The sequence below is a fragment of the Flavonifractor hominis genome (genome assembly GCF_040095835.1).
GTDB lineage: Bacteria > Bacillota > Clostridia > Oscillospirales > Oscillospiraceae > Flavonifractor > Flavonifractor hominis.
On record NZ_JBBMFT010000010.1, the window covers coordinates 25747 to 42952 of the forward strand.

Consider the following 17206-nt stretch of genomic DNA (forward strand, 5'->3'; position numbering starts at 1 on the left):
TATGAAACAACGGAAACCGGCACATATCGCGCAGCAATTGCAGGATGTTCCGGGCGGAGGCCTGACAATCGTCCGCAATTCTCCATCCGGCCAGGAGTATGTCCTTCTCACCGGGCAATTTTCTGCCAAAACAGTTGGAAAAGGGAAACTGGAAGCCTACCATGTATTTCCCGGCGTAGACGCCTCCTACAACCTGCTGTCAGCTCAGGAAATCACCGTACACCACGCCGCTTCCTCCTCTGTCCTGGAGCTGTTTTACTGCCGCAATGGCCGGGTAGGCTGGAATATGCAGGGCGGCACAGCGGTCTATTTGGGTGCCGGAGATCTCACCGTGCACAGCGCTGCCTGCTGTGCAGACTCGGCCATGATGTTTCCGTTGGGCTACGCGGAGGGCATTTCCGTTTCGATTGATCTGCCGGTCCTGGAAGCAAATTGCCCGGAAATTTTGAAAGAGTCCGGCTTGGATCTTCCAGCCATACAAAATACCTTTTGCGGTGAAAAACCGGTAGCCATCCCAGCCTGCCCGGAATTGGAGGGGATCTTTGCCCCCCTGTATTCAGCCCCTTCTTTCCGGCGCAGGGCGTACTTACAGCTCAAAATCCAGGAGCTGCTGCTCTATCTCTCCGATGTGCAGCCAGAAAAGCATACATTGACACAATACGCTTCTCAACAGACAGAGCGGATCAAAGAGATCCACCGTCAGCTGACAGAGCATTTGGATCAGCGTTTCACCATTGAGGAGCTCTCCAGGCAATACCTTATCAACACCTCCACGCTGAAGGAGGTCTTTAAGACCGTATATGGCCTGCCCATCGCCACTTACATGAAAGAATACCGCATGGCACAGGCTATGAAGCTGCTGAGAGAAACCAGCATCCCGATCTCCGAAATCGCAGATCGGGTGGGCTATGAAACCCAGGGGAAATTTTCACAAGCATTCAAAGATGTAACACAGATGCTCCCAACTGAGTATCGTCGCACTCAGAGCTACAATTAAAAGAGCTAAACTGGGCAAAAAGAGTTTGCATACAACTGCTTGAAAAGCATGCGTTTTATAAGGTGTGCTTCTCTCTTGGTACCCTACACAAAACATTTGTCTCGCCGGAACAGCAAGGGGGATTCATCTTGAAATTTGATGTTCAAAACTTAACATGGACGCGGGAACCCAAGAGCTGTGTGATCACGCAGGATCGAATTGAAATCGTCACCAAACCACACACCGATCTGTGGCAAAGAACCTATTACCATTTCCGCAATGATAATGCGCCCGTACTGCAAATGGATACGGAAGAAACATTCTTTTCCTTCCTGGTTAAAACCGAATTTTCTGAAAGCCATCACCGCTTTGACCAGTGCGGAGTCGTGCTGTATCTCGACAGTGAAAATTGGTTGAAGGGATCGGTTGAATACGAAAATGAGGACTTCCAGCACCTGGGCAGTGTGGTGACCAACCACGGCTATTCCGACTGGGCAACCACGGAAATTCCCGCCCATGTAAAATCCATGTGGTACCGCTTGAGCCGCAGAGAAGATGATTTTTGTATCGAGTGCTCGGAAGACGGTAAGACGTTCCATCAAATGCGTATCTGTCACCTGAGTGAAGCAACGGAGAAAATATCTTTCGGCATCTACGCTTGCAGCCCTGAGGATTCATCTTTCCGTGCAGTCTTTACGAATATGGAACTGACGGACTGCAAATGGATGGCACACGATGGGCAGGCTCCAGATGAACGTATCTGAATTTGAAAGACCGGCCGCAACCAATAAAAGATAAATCGAAGGATCAGCAACAGCGCCTCGGGAAGCAACATCTTGTGATGTGCCTCCCGAGGCGCTGTTTATCGATCCAGCGTTGAAGATTTTGCGACCGTTCATAACTCCATAACCAGCAGTTCCATCTTGGTCAATTCATGTTAAGACACAGGCGCACTTCCTGTTTGGTTCCTCGCCAGCCCGCGGAATTCCTCGAGCATAGATTGCAGCGTAATCTGTTCCATGGTTTCCTTGACTGCGTCCTCAATCCTGTGATACGGAGTTTCCAACACCTTGCGGATATTTTGTGCCACCGGACACCGGCGGCCTTCACAGGGATGAATCCCAATCAGGGACGTAACTCCATTTGGCTCCAGTGCAGTATAGATCTGATATAGTGTGATTTGAGACGGATCGACACACAGTTCCGCGCCGCCGGTCCCTCTGGCAACGGTGATGAGCCCCGCCTTTTTCAATGCGCTGAGAATATTGCGGATCACAACAGGGTTGCTGCCAGTACTTTCCGCCAGAAGATTGCTGGTCACCTTGGCAATTCCCTTCGCTTCGTGAATGAATATCAGGCAATGAACCGCAATGGAGCATTTTATACTGATCTGCATACTCCTGTTCTGCATCCTTTCAAACGGATCGATGTTAATGCACATTTGTTGTAATTATTGACTTTACATCATTCAGGTGATACACTGTGTGGCATGTAATATCGTTTGTTATATTTTCCATTTTATCGATTCTTCCAGCAAAAAGCAAGAGAGAGCCCATATAACGAATCCCCTAGAATGAGCCTCGTATAAGAGCCGTTCAAAATGTGAGGCCAGGATCAAACAAATGAAATTGTCCGCTCCCCAGGGCACGCCTTACATGATTTCCTGACGCGCAGAAGAAAAAAGGAGGACTTTTTCTATGAAACTCTATGACATCGTGTTCAGCCCGACAGGCGGCACAAAAAAGGTATCCACACTTTTAACAGACGCACTGGACGGTGCAGTTACCGCGGTTGATCTGACCGACAGCAAGCAGGACTTTCATGCTGTTTCGCTGACACAGGAGGATGTGGCCGTTATCTCCGTACCGTCTTACGGCGGCCGCGTTCCCGCTGTGGCCGTGGAACGGCTGGCTATGCTGAACGGTCAAGGCGCCCGTGCCATCCTGGTGTGCGTTTATGGGAACCGAGCCTATGAAGACACACTGATAGAGCTGAAAGATACCGCAAAACAGGCTGGTTTCCGGGTAGTCGCCGCCGTTGCTGCCATAGCAGAACACTCGATTGTCCGGCAGTTTGCCGCCGGCAGACCCGATGCGCAGGATGCCAAGCAGCTTTCTGATTTTGCCCGGCAGATCCAGGCGAAGCTCTCTGCCGGAGACTCCACGGAACCTTCCATTCCCGGCAACCATCCTTACAAAAAGGCCGGAGGTGCCAGTATGGTGCCCAAATCCACGAAAGAGTGTACCAACTGCGGCATCTGCGCAGTGGAATGTCCTGTACAGGCCATCGACAAGGAAAATCCGAAAAAAGTGGATGAGACGGCGTGCATCTCCTGTATGCGCTGCATTTCCGTATGCCCCCACTCCGCCCGGAAAGTCAATCCCGTCATGCTCTCTGCCGCCAGTCTGATGCTGAAGAAGGTGTGCTCTGACCGGAAAGAGGGCGAACTGTTTCTTTAACCGGGGGCAGTATTTTTTATAGCCGCTTGTCCATCCCTGTCATCTGACCATACACCGCAGTGTGCAGGCAGAAAACCTGCTGCTTTGCAAGCGCACCACTTTCGCATTGTGTGGCGCGGTTCAGATCGGATACAGAAATCGCCGCAGCCGAACCTGCGGCGATTTTTCATTTAAATGCTTTTCTGCGGCGCAGGCATCAAGTGGTCCTTCACTCAAACCAGCTGTCCCGGCAGCTTCCATTTTTCCTTGGGCGGAAAATTCCGGTCAAATTCCTCCGCTGCAGCCTCGTCCACATAGTAGCCCTTCGGTGTGTGATAGACGCCGGTAACGCCGTCCAGAAATCCGTGCCGCAGTTCTTTCAGCAAAACATAAGGAAGGATCGCCTGCTCCGGCTCCCCGTGGTAGCGGATGCCTCGGGTCCCAGCCACTACAAAGCCGGACTTGCCGTAGAACGCAATGTTGCCCTCGATACACAGGGCCCCAGCGCCCAGTTCTCTGGCCCGCTCCATGGAGTCATCCAGCAGCTGCTTGCCCAAGCCCTGCCGCTGAAGGTCTGGGCGGATGCTGATGGGGCCGAAGGTCATCATGGGGAGCTCCCGACCGCCGTCGGTCACGATCCTGGAGCGCATATACAGCACGTGGCCGACGAGTTGCCCGTCCCGCTCCATAACCAGATCCAGTTCCGGCACAAAGTCAGGGTCATGGCGCAATACATGAACCACATAGTGTTCGTTGCAGCCGGGGCGGTACACATTCCAAAAGGCCTCCCGGGTCAGATTCTCCACGGCTGCATAGTCCGCCGGGGTTTCCCGACGGATAATAATATTGTCCTGTCTCATTGTTCCTCCTCGATCTGGTACAGCCAAAGTTTTTCTTTCATTGATGCCTGCAAAAACAATTTTCCTCATGGGAATTGATCACACCCACCGCCTGCAGGTAGGAGTAAATGATGACTGTCCCTACGAACTTCATGCCGTGACCCTTCAAATTCTCGGAAACCGCGTCTGAAAGTTCTGAACGGACCTTGCCTGTTTCATAGATAGTCTTTCCGTCTGTCCAGTGCCAAAGGTAGCGGTCAAAACTCCCCCACTCCCGCTGAATCGCCTGGAAGATCCTGGCGTTGTTCACGGCGGCGCGGATCTTCAGCTTGTTCCGGACAATGCCGGAATCCTGCCCCAGCGCCGCCAGCTTTTCTTCGCCGTATGCGCAGACCTTCTCCAAATCAAAACCATCGAAAGCCCGGCGGAATGCCTCCCGCTTGTTGAGGATACACTCCCAGGAAAGTCCCGCTTGAAAACTCTCCAAAATCAGCATTTCAAACAGCTTTTGATCGTCGTGGACAGGGACGCCCCACTCCTCATCATGGTATCGAATGTAAAGGGGATTCTTGGGATTGGCCCAGCAACACCTGACGTTCTCTTGCATATCCATACTCCTTCATTGCTGCAGTTCCGGCACAATTTTCCGGCCAGCTGATATACCTGTCGCACTTCCTGTGGTACCGTTTCATCCCCGCAGCCCAGCACTATCGTGATATGCCTTTGCTTGCGTTTTCACCAGTTTCAAACGATCCCGCTCGGAGATGATCCGGTCCAGATACGCCGCAAACTTGTTCCTGCTGTCTGCCTCTTCTTTTGCTTGTCAATCGTATCCTCAGTATAACCTCTCCTCCCTTTCTTCACAAGCGGCTATCTCTCATGTGGATCATCTCCCCATCTTTGTCGGGAAAAGCTACCGGCAAAGCCGAAGATCCTTTTCGACTACAGAACACACCGACTCACTCCCCCGGAAACAGCGTGTCCAGCGGGATGGGCCCCCATAGGACCAATCCAATGGGGGCCAGCCAAGTCTTGCATACTACACAGCAAAACAGCTGTCGGAGCCTGTTTGTTTTTCATATTCATGCATCCATTTTGTATTCTTGCAGCTCTATGAAATTTTATATATAATAAAAACAGCCATTTGCTTACACTCATTTGCAGGCAAAAATTGATATACAGGAGGTGCAGGATGAAAGGTTATTTATCCATTCGGGAGGCAGCAGTAAAATGGGGCGTGTCGGAACGCCGGATCAATCAATACTGTTCCGAAGGGCGCATCCCAGGCGCGGAGCGGTTTGGCGGCTCCTGGGCAATCCCCGAACATGCGCAAAAGCCTGGCGATCCCCGAAAACAAAAAAAGCCGCCCCTGCCCCCTAAGTCAAAAAAAGCGCCGGAGCTGTTTGCCGGTTTCATGCCCCTGATGAACACGCCCTTTGAACCGGGGCACTGTGCAGAAGCCATCGATAAAATGAAAGCTGGTCCGAAAAAGGACATCGCTCTGGCGGAGTATCACTACTTCAGCGGGCAGGCAGAAAAAGCCATGCAGGAAACGGAAGGATATCTCACCGCAGCAGACGGAGCAACCCGTCTTTCGGCCTGTTGGATTTTTGCCTATTCCTGCCTGACCATGGGGCGGATCGACCACGCCCGTTCCGCCTTGCGTGAGATCCAAAAAACGCTGGCCGTCAGCGGGGAGACTGCCCCGCCGGTCCGTGCGATGGAAGCCTTTGTTGCCTTCGCGGCGGCGGTATTGCTGCACCTGCCCTTACCGGAGGAAATGCCGCCCGCAGGTGAATTTCTGCCGCTGCTGCCGCCCGGCCTGCGTGCCTTTGCACTGTATGTACAAGCCCACTACCTCTATCTGAAAGAGGAATACGCCCACAGTGCCGGGATTGTGGAGGCCACCCTCGCCATGGGAGCCGATGCCTACCCCATCTCTGCCATTTACCTGCATCTTGTGGCCGTGATGGACTACATGAGCTTAAAGCAGACCGACCGTGCCCAGGCACATCTTCTGACCGCGTGGGAAATCGCACGCCCGGATGACTTGATCGAGGGCTTTGGTGAGCATCACGGACTCTTGGGGGCCATGCTGGAGGCAACCATCAAGCCAAACTGGCCCGAAGATTTTAAGCGGATCATTGACATCACCTATCGCTTCTCTTCCGGCTGGCGTAGAGTTCATAACCCCATCACGGGGCATGATGTGGCCGATGATCTGACTACTACCGAGTTTGCTATGGCGATGCTGGCTGCCCGTAACTGGACGAACCAAGAGATCGCAAAATACCTGAATATTTCGTCAAATACAGTGAAAAATCATATTTCTGAGGCCATGAAGAAGCTGAATGCCCAGACCAGGAAAGAATTAAAAAAATATATGCTGCAATAACATTCTCCTCTCTGAACAAGTGAAAAAGCAAACAGGATGCCTCCAGGTAAACCCTGGAGGCATCACCCATTTTGGGGGATAAAATGGGTGATAGACGAAGGATATTTTTTAAGATAGGATAAAAATAATCCCAGTAAAACAATTGGAAAGAAACAACCGTGAAAGGAGGCACGTGATGACAGGAACGGCCCGGCTCCCTGTGAAAGGGGTAGTGCTGGACATTCCTCTGCGGAGGGATGAACAGAGCGGATGAAACGCGGAGGACTGCGGCAAATCTCCGGAGGATGCTCCGATCTTCCCCTGGAGGTACCCCCATCCCGCTGACCATTGAGGCCCCCTGTACCTATGCCCGACCGTTGAAAGGCCAACTCCAGCGTACCCCCTTCGGCTCCTGCCAGTACTATTGTCAAGCAAAGGGTGCGCTTCTTGGAGTGTGTCGTCACGAGAAGAACCATCAAACCACCCAAATAAGAAAACCACATGAGGAGAGGAGAACATGAAAAAACGATTGCTCGCAATGTTCCTCAGCCTGTGCATGGTACTGACCATGCTTCCGTCCGCGGCCTTTGCTGCCGTGAGCGGCCTGGTACACAATACGCCCGAGCAGAACCAGAGCCTTCTGGAACAGCTGCAGGGCTTTACCGGCGAGAGCTACGAGGAAATCTATGAACTGCTGGATACCCTGGGTCTCCTGGACGAGGACGGCAATCTGGTCACCGACCAGACCATCGACCTGGACGGGGAGACCTATACCCTGGAGGAGATCGAGGCTCTTCTCAATGACCCGAATACCGACCTCACCCAGGTGGCGGAGGTGGACGGGGTGCCTATCTCCCTGAAGGACCTTGCCACCATCATCGCCATCGAGCGGCAGCTGCAGTATCTGCAGGAGAAGTATTTCACCGGAGCCACCTTCGAGGGTGAGTCCCTGGAGAATCTCAACAGCCTGCTGGAGCAGCTCCAGGGCGAGGGCATGACGCTGGCCGCCAACAGCGATCAGGTCGTCTTTGACACCAGCAACGTGCAGGTGAAGGACAACACCTATTACATCAGCACCCCCGACGTGACCATCCCGCGGGGCACCACCCTCTCGATCAAGTTCAAGGTAGATTTTTCCAATGTGCTCAAGGCCATGGGATTCTGGGGCGAAGAGTCTGCGAGCAATATGTTTAACCGTGGGCTTGCCGTCTACCTGTCCGATCAGACCAGCGACCGTTATTCTCTGGGGAACAACAGCGGTGAAATCATTTACTTTTTTACCCCAGAGGAAATGTCACAGGTGGACGGAACAGAGTACACACTGACGACAGATGCGTTCAGGAATGATTACACTGGCCCGCTGTATCTCTGCATTAGTGCACCTGGTATCTCGGATTATGCGACAACATGGAAAAATTATCTTTCATTTGGTGAGATTTCCTTCGGGGATATCTGGCAGAATGTGTCCTTCTATGACGCCCAGGGCTTCTTCTTCCAGGGCGGGAGCGGCCTGAGCGACTGCTGGAACGGCTACTTTTCCATCTCAAATCCGTTGCCGGCCATGACAGGCTCTGCAAGCGCCTCCCAAGAGATGACCTCCTCTAACGAGATCGATTACGAGCTCGTTAGCCAAATAGGGTTTTCGCTGGCGTTGAGCTCCGATCTCGAGGCACTGGAGCAGACGCTGACTTATCTCCAGCAGTGCCTTGACACTCTCGACTCTGACAGCGCGATACGCACCCACGTCACCGCCACCATCAAGCAGGAGAACACCGATGATTACCAAAATATCACCGGGGAACAGCACCGCACGCTGATCGTGCCGGAGAGCGTCCTTCTCGGCGCGAACCCCTACATCGACGCAAACAGTGTCACCGGTTTTCCGCTCAGCCTCCCCTCCGGCGGGGGGACGGCGGACATCTCCTACAACATCATCTCCACAACGATGTCCTCTTACCCCGCGGTCTATCCCCTGAATTTTCTTTTGAAATTAAGTATCTGCAAGGATGACACGGTACAATGGGATCAGATCAGCGACGGCGACTTTGACGAAACCTACGTTTACTATGTAAATGGCTATACCGCCACTACCACCAAGTCCAGTTTTGAACTGGTAAATGACGGCGAGGCCCCCATCCTCACCGTCTCCGCACCGCAGGGTACCTACCGGAGCGGCGATGTGATTCCCATTACCATTACTGCCGATGAGTTCATTCAGGCCACGAATGATACCAAAATCACCATCAACAATACTCCGTACACGCTGGAAGATCTCCACGGCTCCACCAGCGGCAAGTACATCACCTTCTTCTATGAGGTCAAGGAAATGGATGACGGCGTCCTTACCGTGGGCGTGGCCTCCAACTCCGGCATCACAGACTACTGGGGCAACGAGGCCAAAGAGGTGAATAACGTTACCGTCTCCGGCGTGACCCTGGATACCCCCATTCTGAAGAATGCCGTGGAGAACCTGGATGTCACCTATGATGAGAGCGGCAAGGCGCTGAACTTCTCGATCTCTGCGGATCAGGATCCCAAGTATCAGCAAATGTACAGTAAATATTTGAACGATCCCACCGGTCTGATGCGGCTGCTGATCCGTGTAAACAGTGCCGAAGCCGTGGAGCACACAGTCACCATGGTGGAAAGTGCTGACGACTCCTACGCTTTTACCGCCGTTCCCTACTCCATCGCCCCCTCTGCCGAAGAGCAGACGGTCACCATCCAGCTCCAGGTGAAGGAGGGTGAGGACTGGGTCACCGTGAGCTGGGCAACAAACTCTGTCACCATCGCCAAGCGCGTGGATGTGGCCGGCGTAGCCGTCAGTGTAGTCGGCGCTGGGACTGACTACAACTACACCATTGCCCTCAGCGACCAGAATGTCCCCAAGCTCCAGGCGGCCGTCACCCCGGAAGGCGCGGCTACCAGCGGCACTTGGAGCAGCAACAATCCGGATGTGGCCACCATCACCCAGGAAGGCCAGATCGAGCTGCAGTCCAAAACCGGTACCGTCAGTTTCCGTTACACGGCGGACAACGGCACCCCGGAAGATTCCAGCGATGACCAGTATGCCGACTCTGAGCTCTTTACTGTCGTCGCCGGGGATAAGCTGACGCTGCTGGTCCCCGAGTATGCTCAGGAGTCCCTGCTCCAGAGCGGCAGCAACGCCGCCGTGAAGTGGAACACCAACGTCTTTGAACTCTATCCGGAAAAGGACGTCACCTTCACCGTCAAACTGTACAAGGGTACGGACACCACCGGTGAGCTGGTCCAGACCTACACGGTGGAAAATCCGGCGGACAGCGAAACAAAGGTCACCTCCTATACCATTCCGGCGGCAGACCTGGCGGTGAGCTACCCCCAGAGCCAGTACACCGTGGAGGTCAGTATCGCCGAGCCTGAGCAGCGTTCGGCCACCTCCTCCATTACTGTGCTCTCGCCCCCCACCGAGATGCGCCTCACTTCGGACAAGACCGACCTTACCGACGGCGAGACGGCCTCCCTCACCTGCACCATCCACAACAATCCGGATGCTGCCGGTACCCTGTCCGCCACCCGTATGGCAGACGGCGCGGATGCAGCCGTCTCCGCCAACACCTGCCTGTCCACCACGACTCCTACAAGCGGACAGACCGTTACGTTTACGCCGGAAGCCGTAGAGAGCGGTCTCTACGACACTTACACCATCACCTTTACCGAAAATGAGACCGGCAGCCCGGACTTTGCCCCCAGTTCTGACTCCATCGTGCTGCGGGTCTATCGCAGCGGCGCTCTGGAGATCCAGCCCGACGGCCCCATCACGCTGGACAACACCTCCAAGGTCGATGGAACCCTCCCCACGGACAGCGCGGCCATTCTCGCCCTGCGCCAGGAGCTGGGCCTCATCGAGTATGTGAGCATCAATGCCGACGCCTACAACTGGAGCAGCTTCCGGGATGGCATCAAGTGGGTGTCCGACCACCCCGAATCTGTGGGCGTCTATTACCGACAGGGCGGTCTGTGGGACAACATTGAGGATCTGGGCTATGAGACCTACCTGCCCCAGACCCAGATGGCGGTCTCTGCCACCGCAGACGGCACCGCCACCATCACCGCGACCCACGCCGCCACCGGCATGAGCGACAGCGTGACCGTGGATGTAAAGACGCTGCGGGACAAATTCTATCTCTTCCAGGTCACACCCGCCGAAACGACCGACGTCACCTATACCAACGGCGCGGGCCAGACCAAGACGATCCAAACCAATAAGGACGGTATCCTTGCCCTCTATGAACCCAGCGGAATCGTCAGCGACGTATACCTCCGCTCGGGCAGCGACAAGGAGCCCAATCTGGGTACCATTCTCAACAGCGCCCTCTCCAGTGGGGAGCGGGACGCCGCCAAGCTGCAGCTCTATCCCCTGAACACCGTCACCCTCCGCCCCGCCGCCAAGGCGGAGCTGTACCTGGTGAACCCGGACGGCACACCCTTTGCCAACGAGACCGTCACCCTCCGGGGCGGCGTGTACCTGGGCGGCTACTACTGTGAAAGCGCCCAGATGGGCCCCACCTCCAACAGTCTGATCTCCGGCGCCACCGACGGCACCTATACCACCGATGAGGATGGCAAGCTGACCGTGTACATGGACGCCACCCAGTTTGAGGCTGAGGGCTATACCGGACAGCTGACCAACGCTGCGCTGGATTACTGGTTCGAGCTCAGCGACATGGACAATAACAAATATTATCCCACTCTGGTGAACATCCAGGGCAGTATGTCCGCCGACCGCATCCTGCGCACCGGCAGCGCCGTGGTCACCCTGGAGGAGGTCCCCCAGGGCCAGGAGGAACAGCCCTTCCTCACTGCCCAAACCATGGCCTACGGCAAGCAGAGCGGGGATGACCTGCAGGTCCGGGATGTGATGGGCTCCACCGGCAGAGTGGGTCCCAACAGCACCTACAAGTATGCTGAGCTCACCAGCTACTTTATGCTCTGGGGCGTGGAGGCCGAGGACGGCAAGGCCACCGTCACCATGACCGGAGAGGACGGCTTTGCCCCCAAGGGGCAGACCGTGACGGACAGCACCTTCCCCTTCTCCTCCATCCCCATCGTCACCAACACCACGGTCCTGACCAAGGAGACCATGACCGATTCCGGCTGGCTCAAGCCGGAGACCGCAGCCAAGCTCCGGGCCTGCGTGTACCAGAACGACCAGCTGCTCAAGGACGTGTCCATGCCCTTCCAGGTCATCGACCTGACGGATGTGAAGCTGGTCAATGAGGACGCCAAGGCCGTGGTGCTGGATATGCAGGGCAGCTTTGTCAATGGACTTGGCAGCGGCAGCAGCCAGTTCAGCTTCGGCAACAGCTCCATCAGCAGTGCCTTTAACGGCGATATCTCTGAGATGCTGGCCTCTGCGGCCAATTCCAGCAATCCCCTGTTCAAGGTCCTTATCACCCCCACTGAGGACAGCACGGTCTTCAATGTGCTGATCTGGGGCGGCTATGACAGCCTGGAACTGGAGGACTTCGACTACGACCAGGACGGCCTGTCTATGAACTACGAGCTGCTGGATACCGAGCGGCAGGTGGGCGTCCCCAGCGTGGGCGACCTGAGCGACATGGCTCAGGGCAATTACCACCCCGGACAGGACCTGAAGCAAAACTATCTGAAGACCACCAACTCCGGCCTGGACTTCGGCGCACAGCTGACCGGCTGCTATGAAGGTCAGTTCTACTACGACACCGACCAGCACGAGTGGGCCTTCCGCGTCGTAAGCGGCGGCTTCACCGCCGGTGCGGGTGTGAGCTTTGAGGCCAACGTGAACTTCTGGGCGGGTCCCGTCCCCATCACCGCCTCTTTCGGCGCGGGCCTGGCTCTCCAGCTGGACTTCAAGGCCGCCACCGTCTACACCGACCAGCAGAGCGACGCCACGCTGGCCAACTGGACGGACGAGGCCAAGGCCTCCGACTCCGTCAACGACTTCCTCACCACCCTGCGGATCAACGGCTACATCAGCGCCTTCGGCGGCGTGGGCTTCGATTACAGCATCGTGGCGCTGAAGATCGGCCTGTTCGGCAAGCTTACCGGCGACTCCACCAACCAGTTCCTCTCCCAGACCTATCTGACCAGCGGCCAGCAGCGCAACGGACAGGCCCTGGGCGTGGAAGGCGAGGTAGGCATCAAGGTCGTGGTCAAGCTGCTGTTTATCTCCTATGACGGAGCGCTGGTCTCCGGAAAGGTCAACTACAACCAGAAATTCGGCGACTATCAGTACATCAACGACTACTGGACCGGAACCGGCACCAGCACCACATCCCTGTCGGGTACGCCCACTCTGCTCAGCCGCAGCTACCTGGCGGCCTACGCCAACGGCGAGCGCACCTGGAACAACCCCGGCTTTGACAGCACCGCTACAGTGGTGCAGAACGACGCCAACCCCGGCTCCGAGCCTGTGGTCAACGACGACGGCAGCCTCTCCGCCTACATCAGCGATGAGAACAGCCAGGATTTCTATGACAGCCGCATCGTGGCCGGCGCAGTCGGTACCGAGGGCACCGTCATTGATGACGACAGCGACGACACCAACAACGGTTTCGGCGACCTGTCCCCCTCCCTCTCCGGCACCAGCCGTTTCACCGTGGCCGCCTGGTCCCGGCTGAGCACCAACCTGGAGAAAAATGCGGATGAGGTCATCTCCCCCGACGAGCAGAAGCAGCTGCTCAACAGCACCGAGATCATGGTGGCCACCACCTCCGACTCCGGCGCCAGCTGGACCACCAAGCAGCTCACGGACAACGCCTCCCCCGACCTGGCGCCGGCGACAGCCGTGGGCGGCGACCATGCCGTGGTATTCTGGCGGAACGTTTACACCTCCGACACCGCATACGGCTCCAATCCGGATAACCTGACTTCCTTTGATACCAAAGATACCATCTATTTCAGCCGCTACGACGGAAGCGACTGGAGCGACGCACAGATGGTCTACAACGGCTCCCTGGGCGGCGTGGTCGGCCTGAAAACCGCCATGCTGAGTGACGGCACCTCCATCGTGGTCTTTACCCTGGACCGCGGGTCCAGCGACCCGGAGAACCCCATGGAGGGCTATGAGCTGGCCTACCGCGTTGTTCAGGCGGACGGCACCCTGGGCGATCTGGTGGTGCTTACCAACGATGAGGAAACCGACTCCAATCCCCAGGTGGTCACGGCCGATGGTTCCTTCATCCTGGGCTGGTACAGCACGCAGGACGGCGGCGATATCCGCCTGCAGGCCGTGGGCGCCAACGGGCAGCTCTACAACGGCAGCAGTGAAAACGCCATTCCCGCCAGCGTTAAGGCCATCTCCCAGGAGGATGCGCTGAACATCAACTCCAACTTCCAGTTTGCCAAGCAGAACGGCCAGGGCGTCGATGGACTGACTCTGGTGTGGGCCGAGACGGCATCCAACGCCGACGGCGAGGCCGACCACAGTGTCCTCTACGGCACTCAGCTGTGCAAGATCGACGGTACGATGTATCTCTCCAGTCCCCAGGCACTGGTCACCCTGCCCGACCGCACCCTGTCCAACTCCTTCAGCGCCTGGAAGGACAGCAGCGGCAAAATCAGCGCCTATATCTTCGGCAGCCAGTACAGCGAGACGGAGACGGAAACCGTGGCTGGAGTCGCTGTGCCTGCCGACACCGACCAGCTGCTCACCGGCGGCGGCAGTCTGACCACAGCAGCCGTCTCGGTGGACGCCATCTCGGTGGACTACGCCGACCTGCAGGTAAACTCCTTCACCCCGATTGTCTTCACCCTCCGCAACACCGGCACCACCCCGCTTGCCGACCTGAACGTCGAGGTGGGTACGTATGCCTCCAATCCCGTGACTCTGAATCCCGGCGAGAGCGCCAGCGTGACGGTGCTGTATCAAACCGGCAGCACGATCACCAACCCCACCTACACCGTCAGTGCGAATTCTGCGGCCTCTTTGGCCAGCGGCACCCTCCACTTGGACTACAACGACGTAGGCATTTCCTCCATGAAGGTGGTCAGTGAGAATGCCGGCAAGCGCACCATCCAGGTGACCCTGTACAACGATTCCGCAGCGCAGCTGGAGAACTCGGGCCGTACGGTGGAGCTGAGCCTCTATACCGATTCCGAGCACACCGAGCCCGCCAATGTCACCCTGGAGGGCAGCCAGAACGGCGTATCCGTATCCGGCAACACGGTCACCCTCAGCGGCGACGCCCTGCGGCGCATGGACCTGGGCAGCATGACCTTCCAGGTCACCTATGACCTGGGAAGCTATGTAACCGGTACACTCAATCAGAAGGAGGTCCCCGCCAGCGGCGTGTACCTCTACGCCAAGGCGGAAGGGAAGGAAAACGACCAGGCCATGGCAGAATACGCCACCGGCAACAACACCTCCGCCGTCCTGCTCACCGGCGCATACGCCCGCACTGGCGAAAAAACCACGCTGAACGTGACCCAGACCAACGACGACGTCACCACCGCTGTGGTTGAGCTGAAGAACAACTCGCTCCAGGAGCAGACCACTGCTACTCTGGTGGCCACGCTTCTGGATGACAAAGGCCAGCCGCTGGAGACGAAAACCACCAGCATTTCCGGCGCGCTGAGCGGGGAGAGTAGCCAGACCAGCACCGTTGCATTCACCAAACTGGGCAGCCGGGTGGTGGTCCATGCCGCTGCGGCAGGCGAGGACAGCCTCAATTTTGACGGCCTGTTCGTATCCATGGACGATTTCACTGCGGACGAAAGCGGTGTGCTGACTTACGCCATCTCCGACGTCTCCGCATACGGCACTCTCGTCACTGCCATCTCCGGCGACAATGAGAAGGTCACCATCAACAATGTAGAGACCAACAGCCTGTATGTCCCCATCGGTGTGGGGAACACCGTCATCACGGTGAACATCGGCAGCGATGTCTACACCCTGCACATCGCCAGCACCCATACCAACGAGGATGACGATGCCTCCAGCTATAACATTGCTGTGGAGGCCGGTGACAACGGTAAAGTCACCTCTAACCGCAACACTGCCAGCGCAGGGACTACCGTTACACTGACCGCCACGCCGGATAACGGCTATCGGCTTGCCGGCCTTACCGTCACAAGCAGGACCGGGAAAACCATCACGCTGAACGACAAGGGGAACGGCACATACACCTTTACCATGCCGGAGAGCTCCGTTACGGTGAAAGCGACCTTTGCCGAGATCACCTCGGATGACCTGCCCTTTGTGGATGTGCCCCTGGGCACCTGGTATGAGGAGGGGGTGCGCTCTGTCTATGAACACGGTCTGATGACCGGCACCAGCGCCACCACCTTCAGCCCTGATGTGACGACCACCCGCAGTATGATCGCCACCATCCTGTGGCGGCTGGAGGGCAGCCCCGTGGTGGACTACACCCTGACATTCGATGATGTGGATCTCAGTTCCTGGTATGGGGAGGCCGTCCGGTGGGCTGCCAGCGAAGGGATCGTCACCGGCTACGGCAACAACAAATTTGGGCCCGACGATCCCATCACTCGGGAGCAGATGGCTACCATGCTCTACCGCTATGCACAGCACAAGGGCTACGATGTAAGCATCGGCGAGAACACCAATCTTCTCTCCTATACGGACTTTGCCGATCTGGGAGAGTATGCGATCTCCGCTATGCAGTGGGCCTGCGGTGCCGGGATCATCAACGGTACCAGTGACCGTACACTCACTCCCCTTGGCAGCGCCACCCGCGCTCAGGTCGCTGTCATGCTCATGCGGTTCTGCACGGAATATGTGAGCTGGTAACCCTCCAACAGAAAACAGCAGCCCCCATTGACCTTTGATCAATGGGGGCTGCTGTTTTTTCTGTCGCCATATGCTCTCTTCTGGCTCTTCACAAAGGAAACCAGCCTTGCTTTCTTACCAAAATTCAGCTATTTTTTCTGAAAGAAATGCATGGAACTGTTCCGTTGTATGCGTTGTCAAATCGGATTTTTGCAGTACCATAACACGTTCTGCATAAACAAACAAGATCATATCCTCCGTCTCAACGGCACACTCAAACTCATGATAGGGCACCGGCCTGCTCACGTTGTTATCCACTGCTATCGTCATTCCGGTGTCTGAAAAGGAAACGGTAGTCTCCTCTTCACTTGAACGGCTGCCCACGCTTTCCAATAGCTTTCGGGCCGCTTTCTCAAAGGCATTCACCCTGTGTTTTCGGCTGCGCCACAGTCCGCCGATGCCGGCGCCTATGGCAAATGCACCCGCAATAAGCGGGACAGTCAACTCTTGCGGTTCCATCAGCCCGGGGACAAAGAGCAAAATACCCAAGATCAGACAGATCACACTCAGGACTTTGGTGCGGAGCCTGCTTCTCGTCTTCCCCCCCGGCAGAGCACGCAACCGGTCGGTCACGTTCCATAAAGCGGGATACTTTTTGCGCGATATCAGCTCCGTGCGTTTTTCAAGTGCCTTTCCAACCTGTGGTAAAAATTTCTCTCTGTCATACGGACTGATTCGAAAAATATAATCTGTATGCTCCATCGTTCCGCCCCCCTGGTCTGCCGTCCATCCTCTCATACACGCATCGTTATCCGTCTGCAGCAAACC

General features: G+C 56.2%; 9 protein-coding genes. 5 read left to right on the forward strand and 4 right to left on the reverse strand.

The annotated features are described in order from the left end of the window. Position 1 precedes the first annotated feature (1 nt). Both WMO45_RS12030 and WMO45_RS12035 read left to right on the forward strand, forming a co-directional pair. Positions 2-997 (forward strand): helix-turn-helix domain-containing protein, encoded by a 996-nt coding sequence (locus tag WMO45_RS12030; protein WP_349141035.1) that lies wholly within the window; start codon positions 2-4, stop codon positions 995-997. A gap of 128 nt (positions 998-1125) precedes the next feature. Beyond that, positions 1126-1740, forward strand: coding sequence for a DUF1349 domain-containing protein (locus tag WMO45_RS12035; protein WP_349141036.1), 615 nt, complete (start codon positions 1126-1128; stop codon positions 1738-1740). Positions 1741-1913: 173 nt separating this feature from the next. Here the strand turns inward: WMO45_RS12035 and WMO45_RS12040 are convergent, their stop codons facing one another. Beyond that, positions 1914-2372, reverse strand: coding sequence for an Rrf2 family transcriptional regulator (locus tag WMO45_RS12040; RefSeq protein ID WP_349141037.1), 459 nt, complete (start codon positions 2370-2372; stop codon positions 1914-1916). A 301-nt stretch (positions 2373-2673) separates the two neighbouring features. Here WMO45_RS12040 and WMO45_RS12045 point away from each other — a divergent pair, with 301 nt between their 5' ends. After that, positions 2674-3435 (forward strand): 4Fe-4S binding protein, encoded by a 762-nt coding sequence (locus tag WMO45_RS12045; protein WP_349141038.1) that lies wholly within the window; start codon positions 2674-2676, stop codon positions 3433-3435. Positions 3436-3647: 212 nt separating this feature from the next. Here WMO45_RS12045 and WMO45_RS12050 read toward each other — a convergent pair whose 3' ends face one another. Both WMO45_RS12050 and WMO45_RS12055 read right to left on the reverse strand, forming a co-directional pair. Further along, positions 3648-4274: a GNAT family N-acetyltransferase gene (locus WMO45_RS12050; protein WP_349141039.1), complete on the reverse strand. Its 627-nt coding sequence runs from the start codon at positions 4272-4274 to the stop codon at positions 3648-3650. 37 nt (positions 4275-4311) lie between these two features. Then, on the reverse strand, positions 4312-4860 hold the full coding sequence (locus tag WMO45_RS12055) for a DNA-3-methyladenine glycosylase I (protein WP_435387690.1): 549 nt from the start codon (positions 4858-4860) through the stop codon (positions 4312-4314). A 585-nt stretch (positions 4861-5445) separates the two neighbouring features. On the opposite strand from WMO45_RS12055, the gene WMO45_RS12065 reads away from it, so the two are divergent. After that, on the forward strand, positions 5446-6648 hold the full coding sequence (locus tag WMO45_RS12065) for a LuxR C-terminal-related transcriptional regulator (protein WP_435387691.1): 1203 nt from the start codon (positions 5446-5448) through the stop codon (positions 6646-6648). Positions 6649-7144: 496 nt separating this feature from the next. After that, positions 7145-16399, forward strand: a complete 9255-nt coding sequence (locus tag WMO45_RS12070; protein WP_349141042.1) for an S-layer homology domain-containing protein — start codon at positions 7145-7147, stop codon at positions 16397-16399. Between the two features lie 114 nt (positions 16400-16513). Here WMO45_RS12070 and WMO45_RS12075 read toward each other — a convergent pair whose 3' ends face one another. Next, on the reverse strand, positions 16514-17140 hold the full coding sequence (locus tag WMO45_RS12075; protein ID WP_349141043.1) for a hypothetical protein: 627 nt from the start codon (positions 17138-17140) through the stop codon (positions 16514-16516). Positions 17141-17206 lie beyond the last annotated feature (66 nt).

Bases quoted from the DNA above. Each gene is read 5' to 3' on its own strand.
- WMO45_RS12030 (WP_349141035.1), top strand. From the start codon at position 2: ATGAAACAACGGAAACCGGCACATATCGCGCAGCAATTGCAGGATGTT.
- WMO45_RS12040 (WP_349141037.1), bottom strand. From the start codon at position 2,372: ATGCAGATCAGTATAAAATGCTCCATTGCGGTTCATTGCCTGATATTC.
- WMO45_RS12045 (WP_349141038.1), top strand. From the start codon at position 2,674: ATGAAACTCTATGACATCGTGTTCAGCCCGACAGGCGGCACAAAAAAG.
- WMO45_RS12050 (WP_349141039.1), bottom strand. From the start codon at position 4,274: ATGAGACAGGACAATATTATTATCCGTCGGGAAACCCCGGCGGACTAT.
- WMO45_RS12055 (WP_435387690.1), bottom strand. From the start codon at position 4,860: ATGCAAGAGAACGTCAGGTGTTGCTGGGCCAATCCCAAGAATCCCCTT.
- WMO45_RS12065 (WP_435387691.1), top strand. From the start codon at position 5,446: ATGAAAGGTTATTTATCCATTCGGGAGGCAGCAGTAAAATGGGGCGTG.
- WMO45_RS12070 (WP_349141042.1), top strand. From the start codon at position 7,145: ATGAAAAAACGATTGCTCGCAATGTTCCTCAGCCTGTGCATGGTACTG.
- WMO45_RS12075 (WP_349141043.1), bottom strand. From the start codon at position 17,140: ATGGAGCATACAGATTATATTTTTCGAATCAGTCCGTATGACAGAGAG.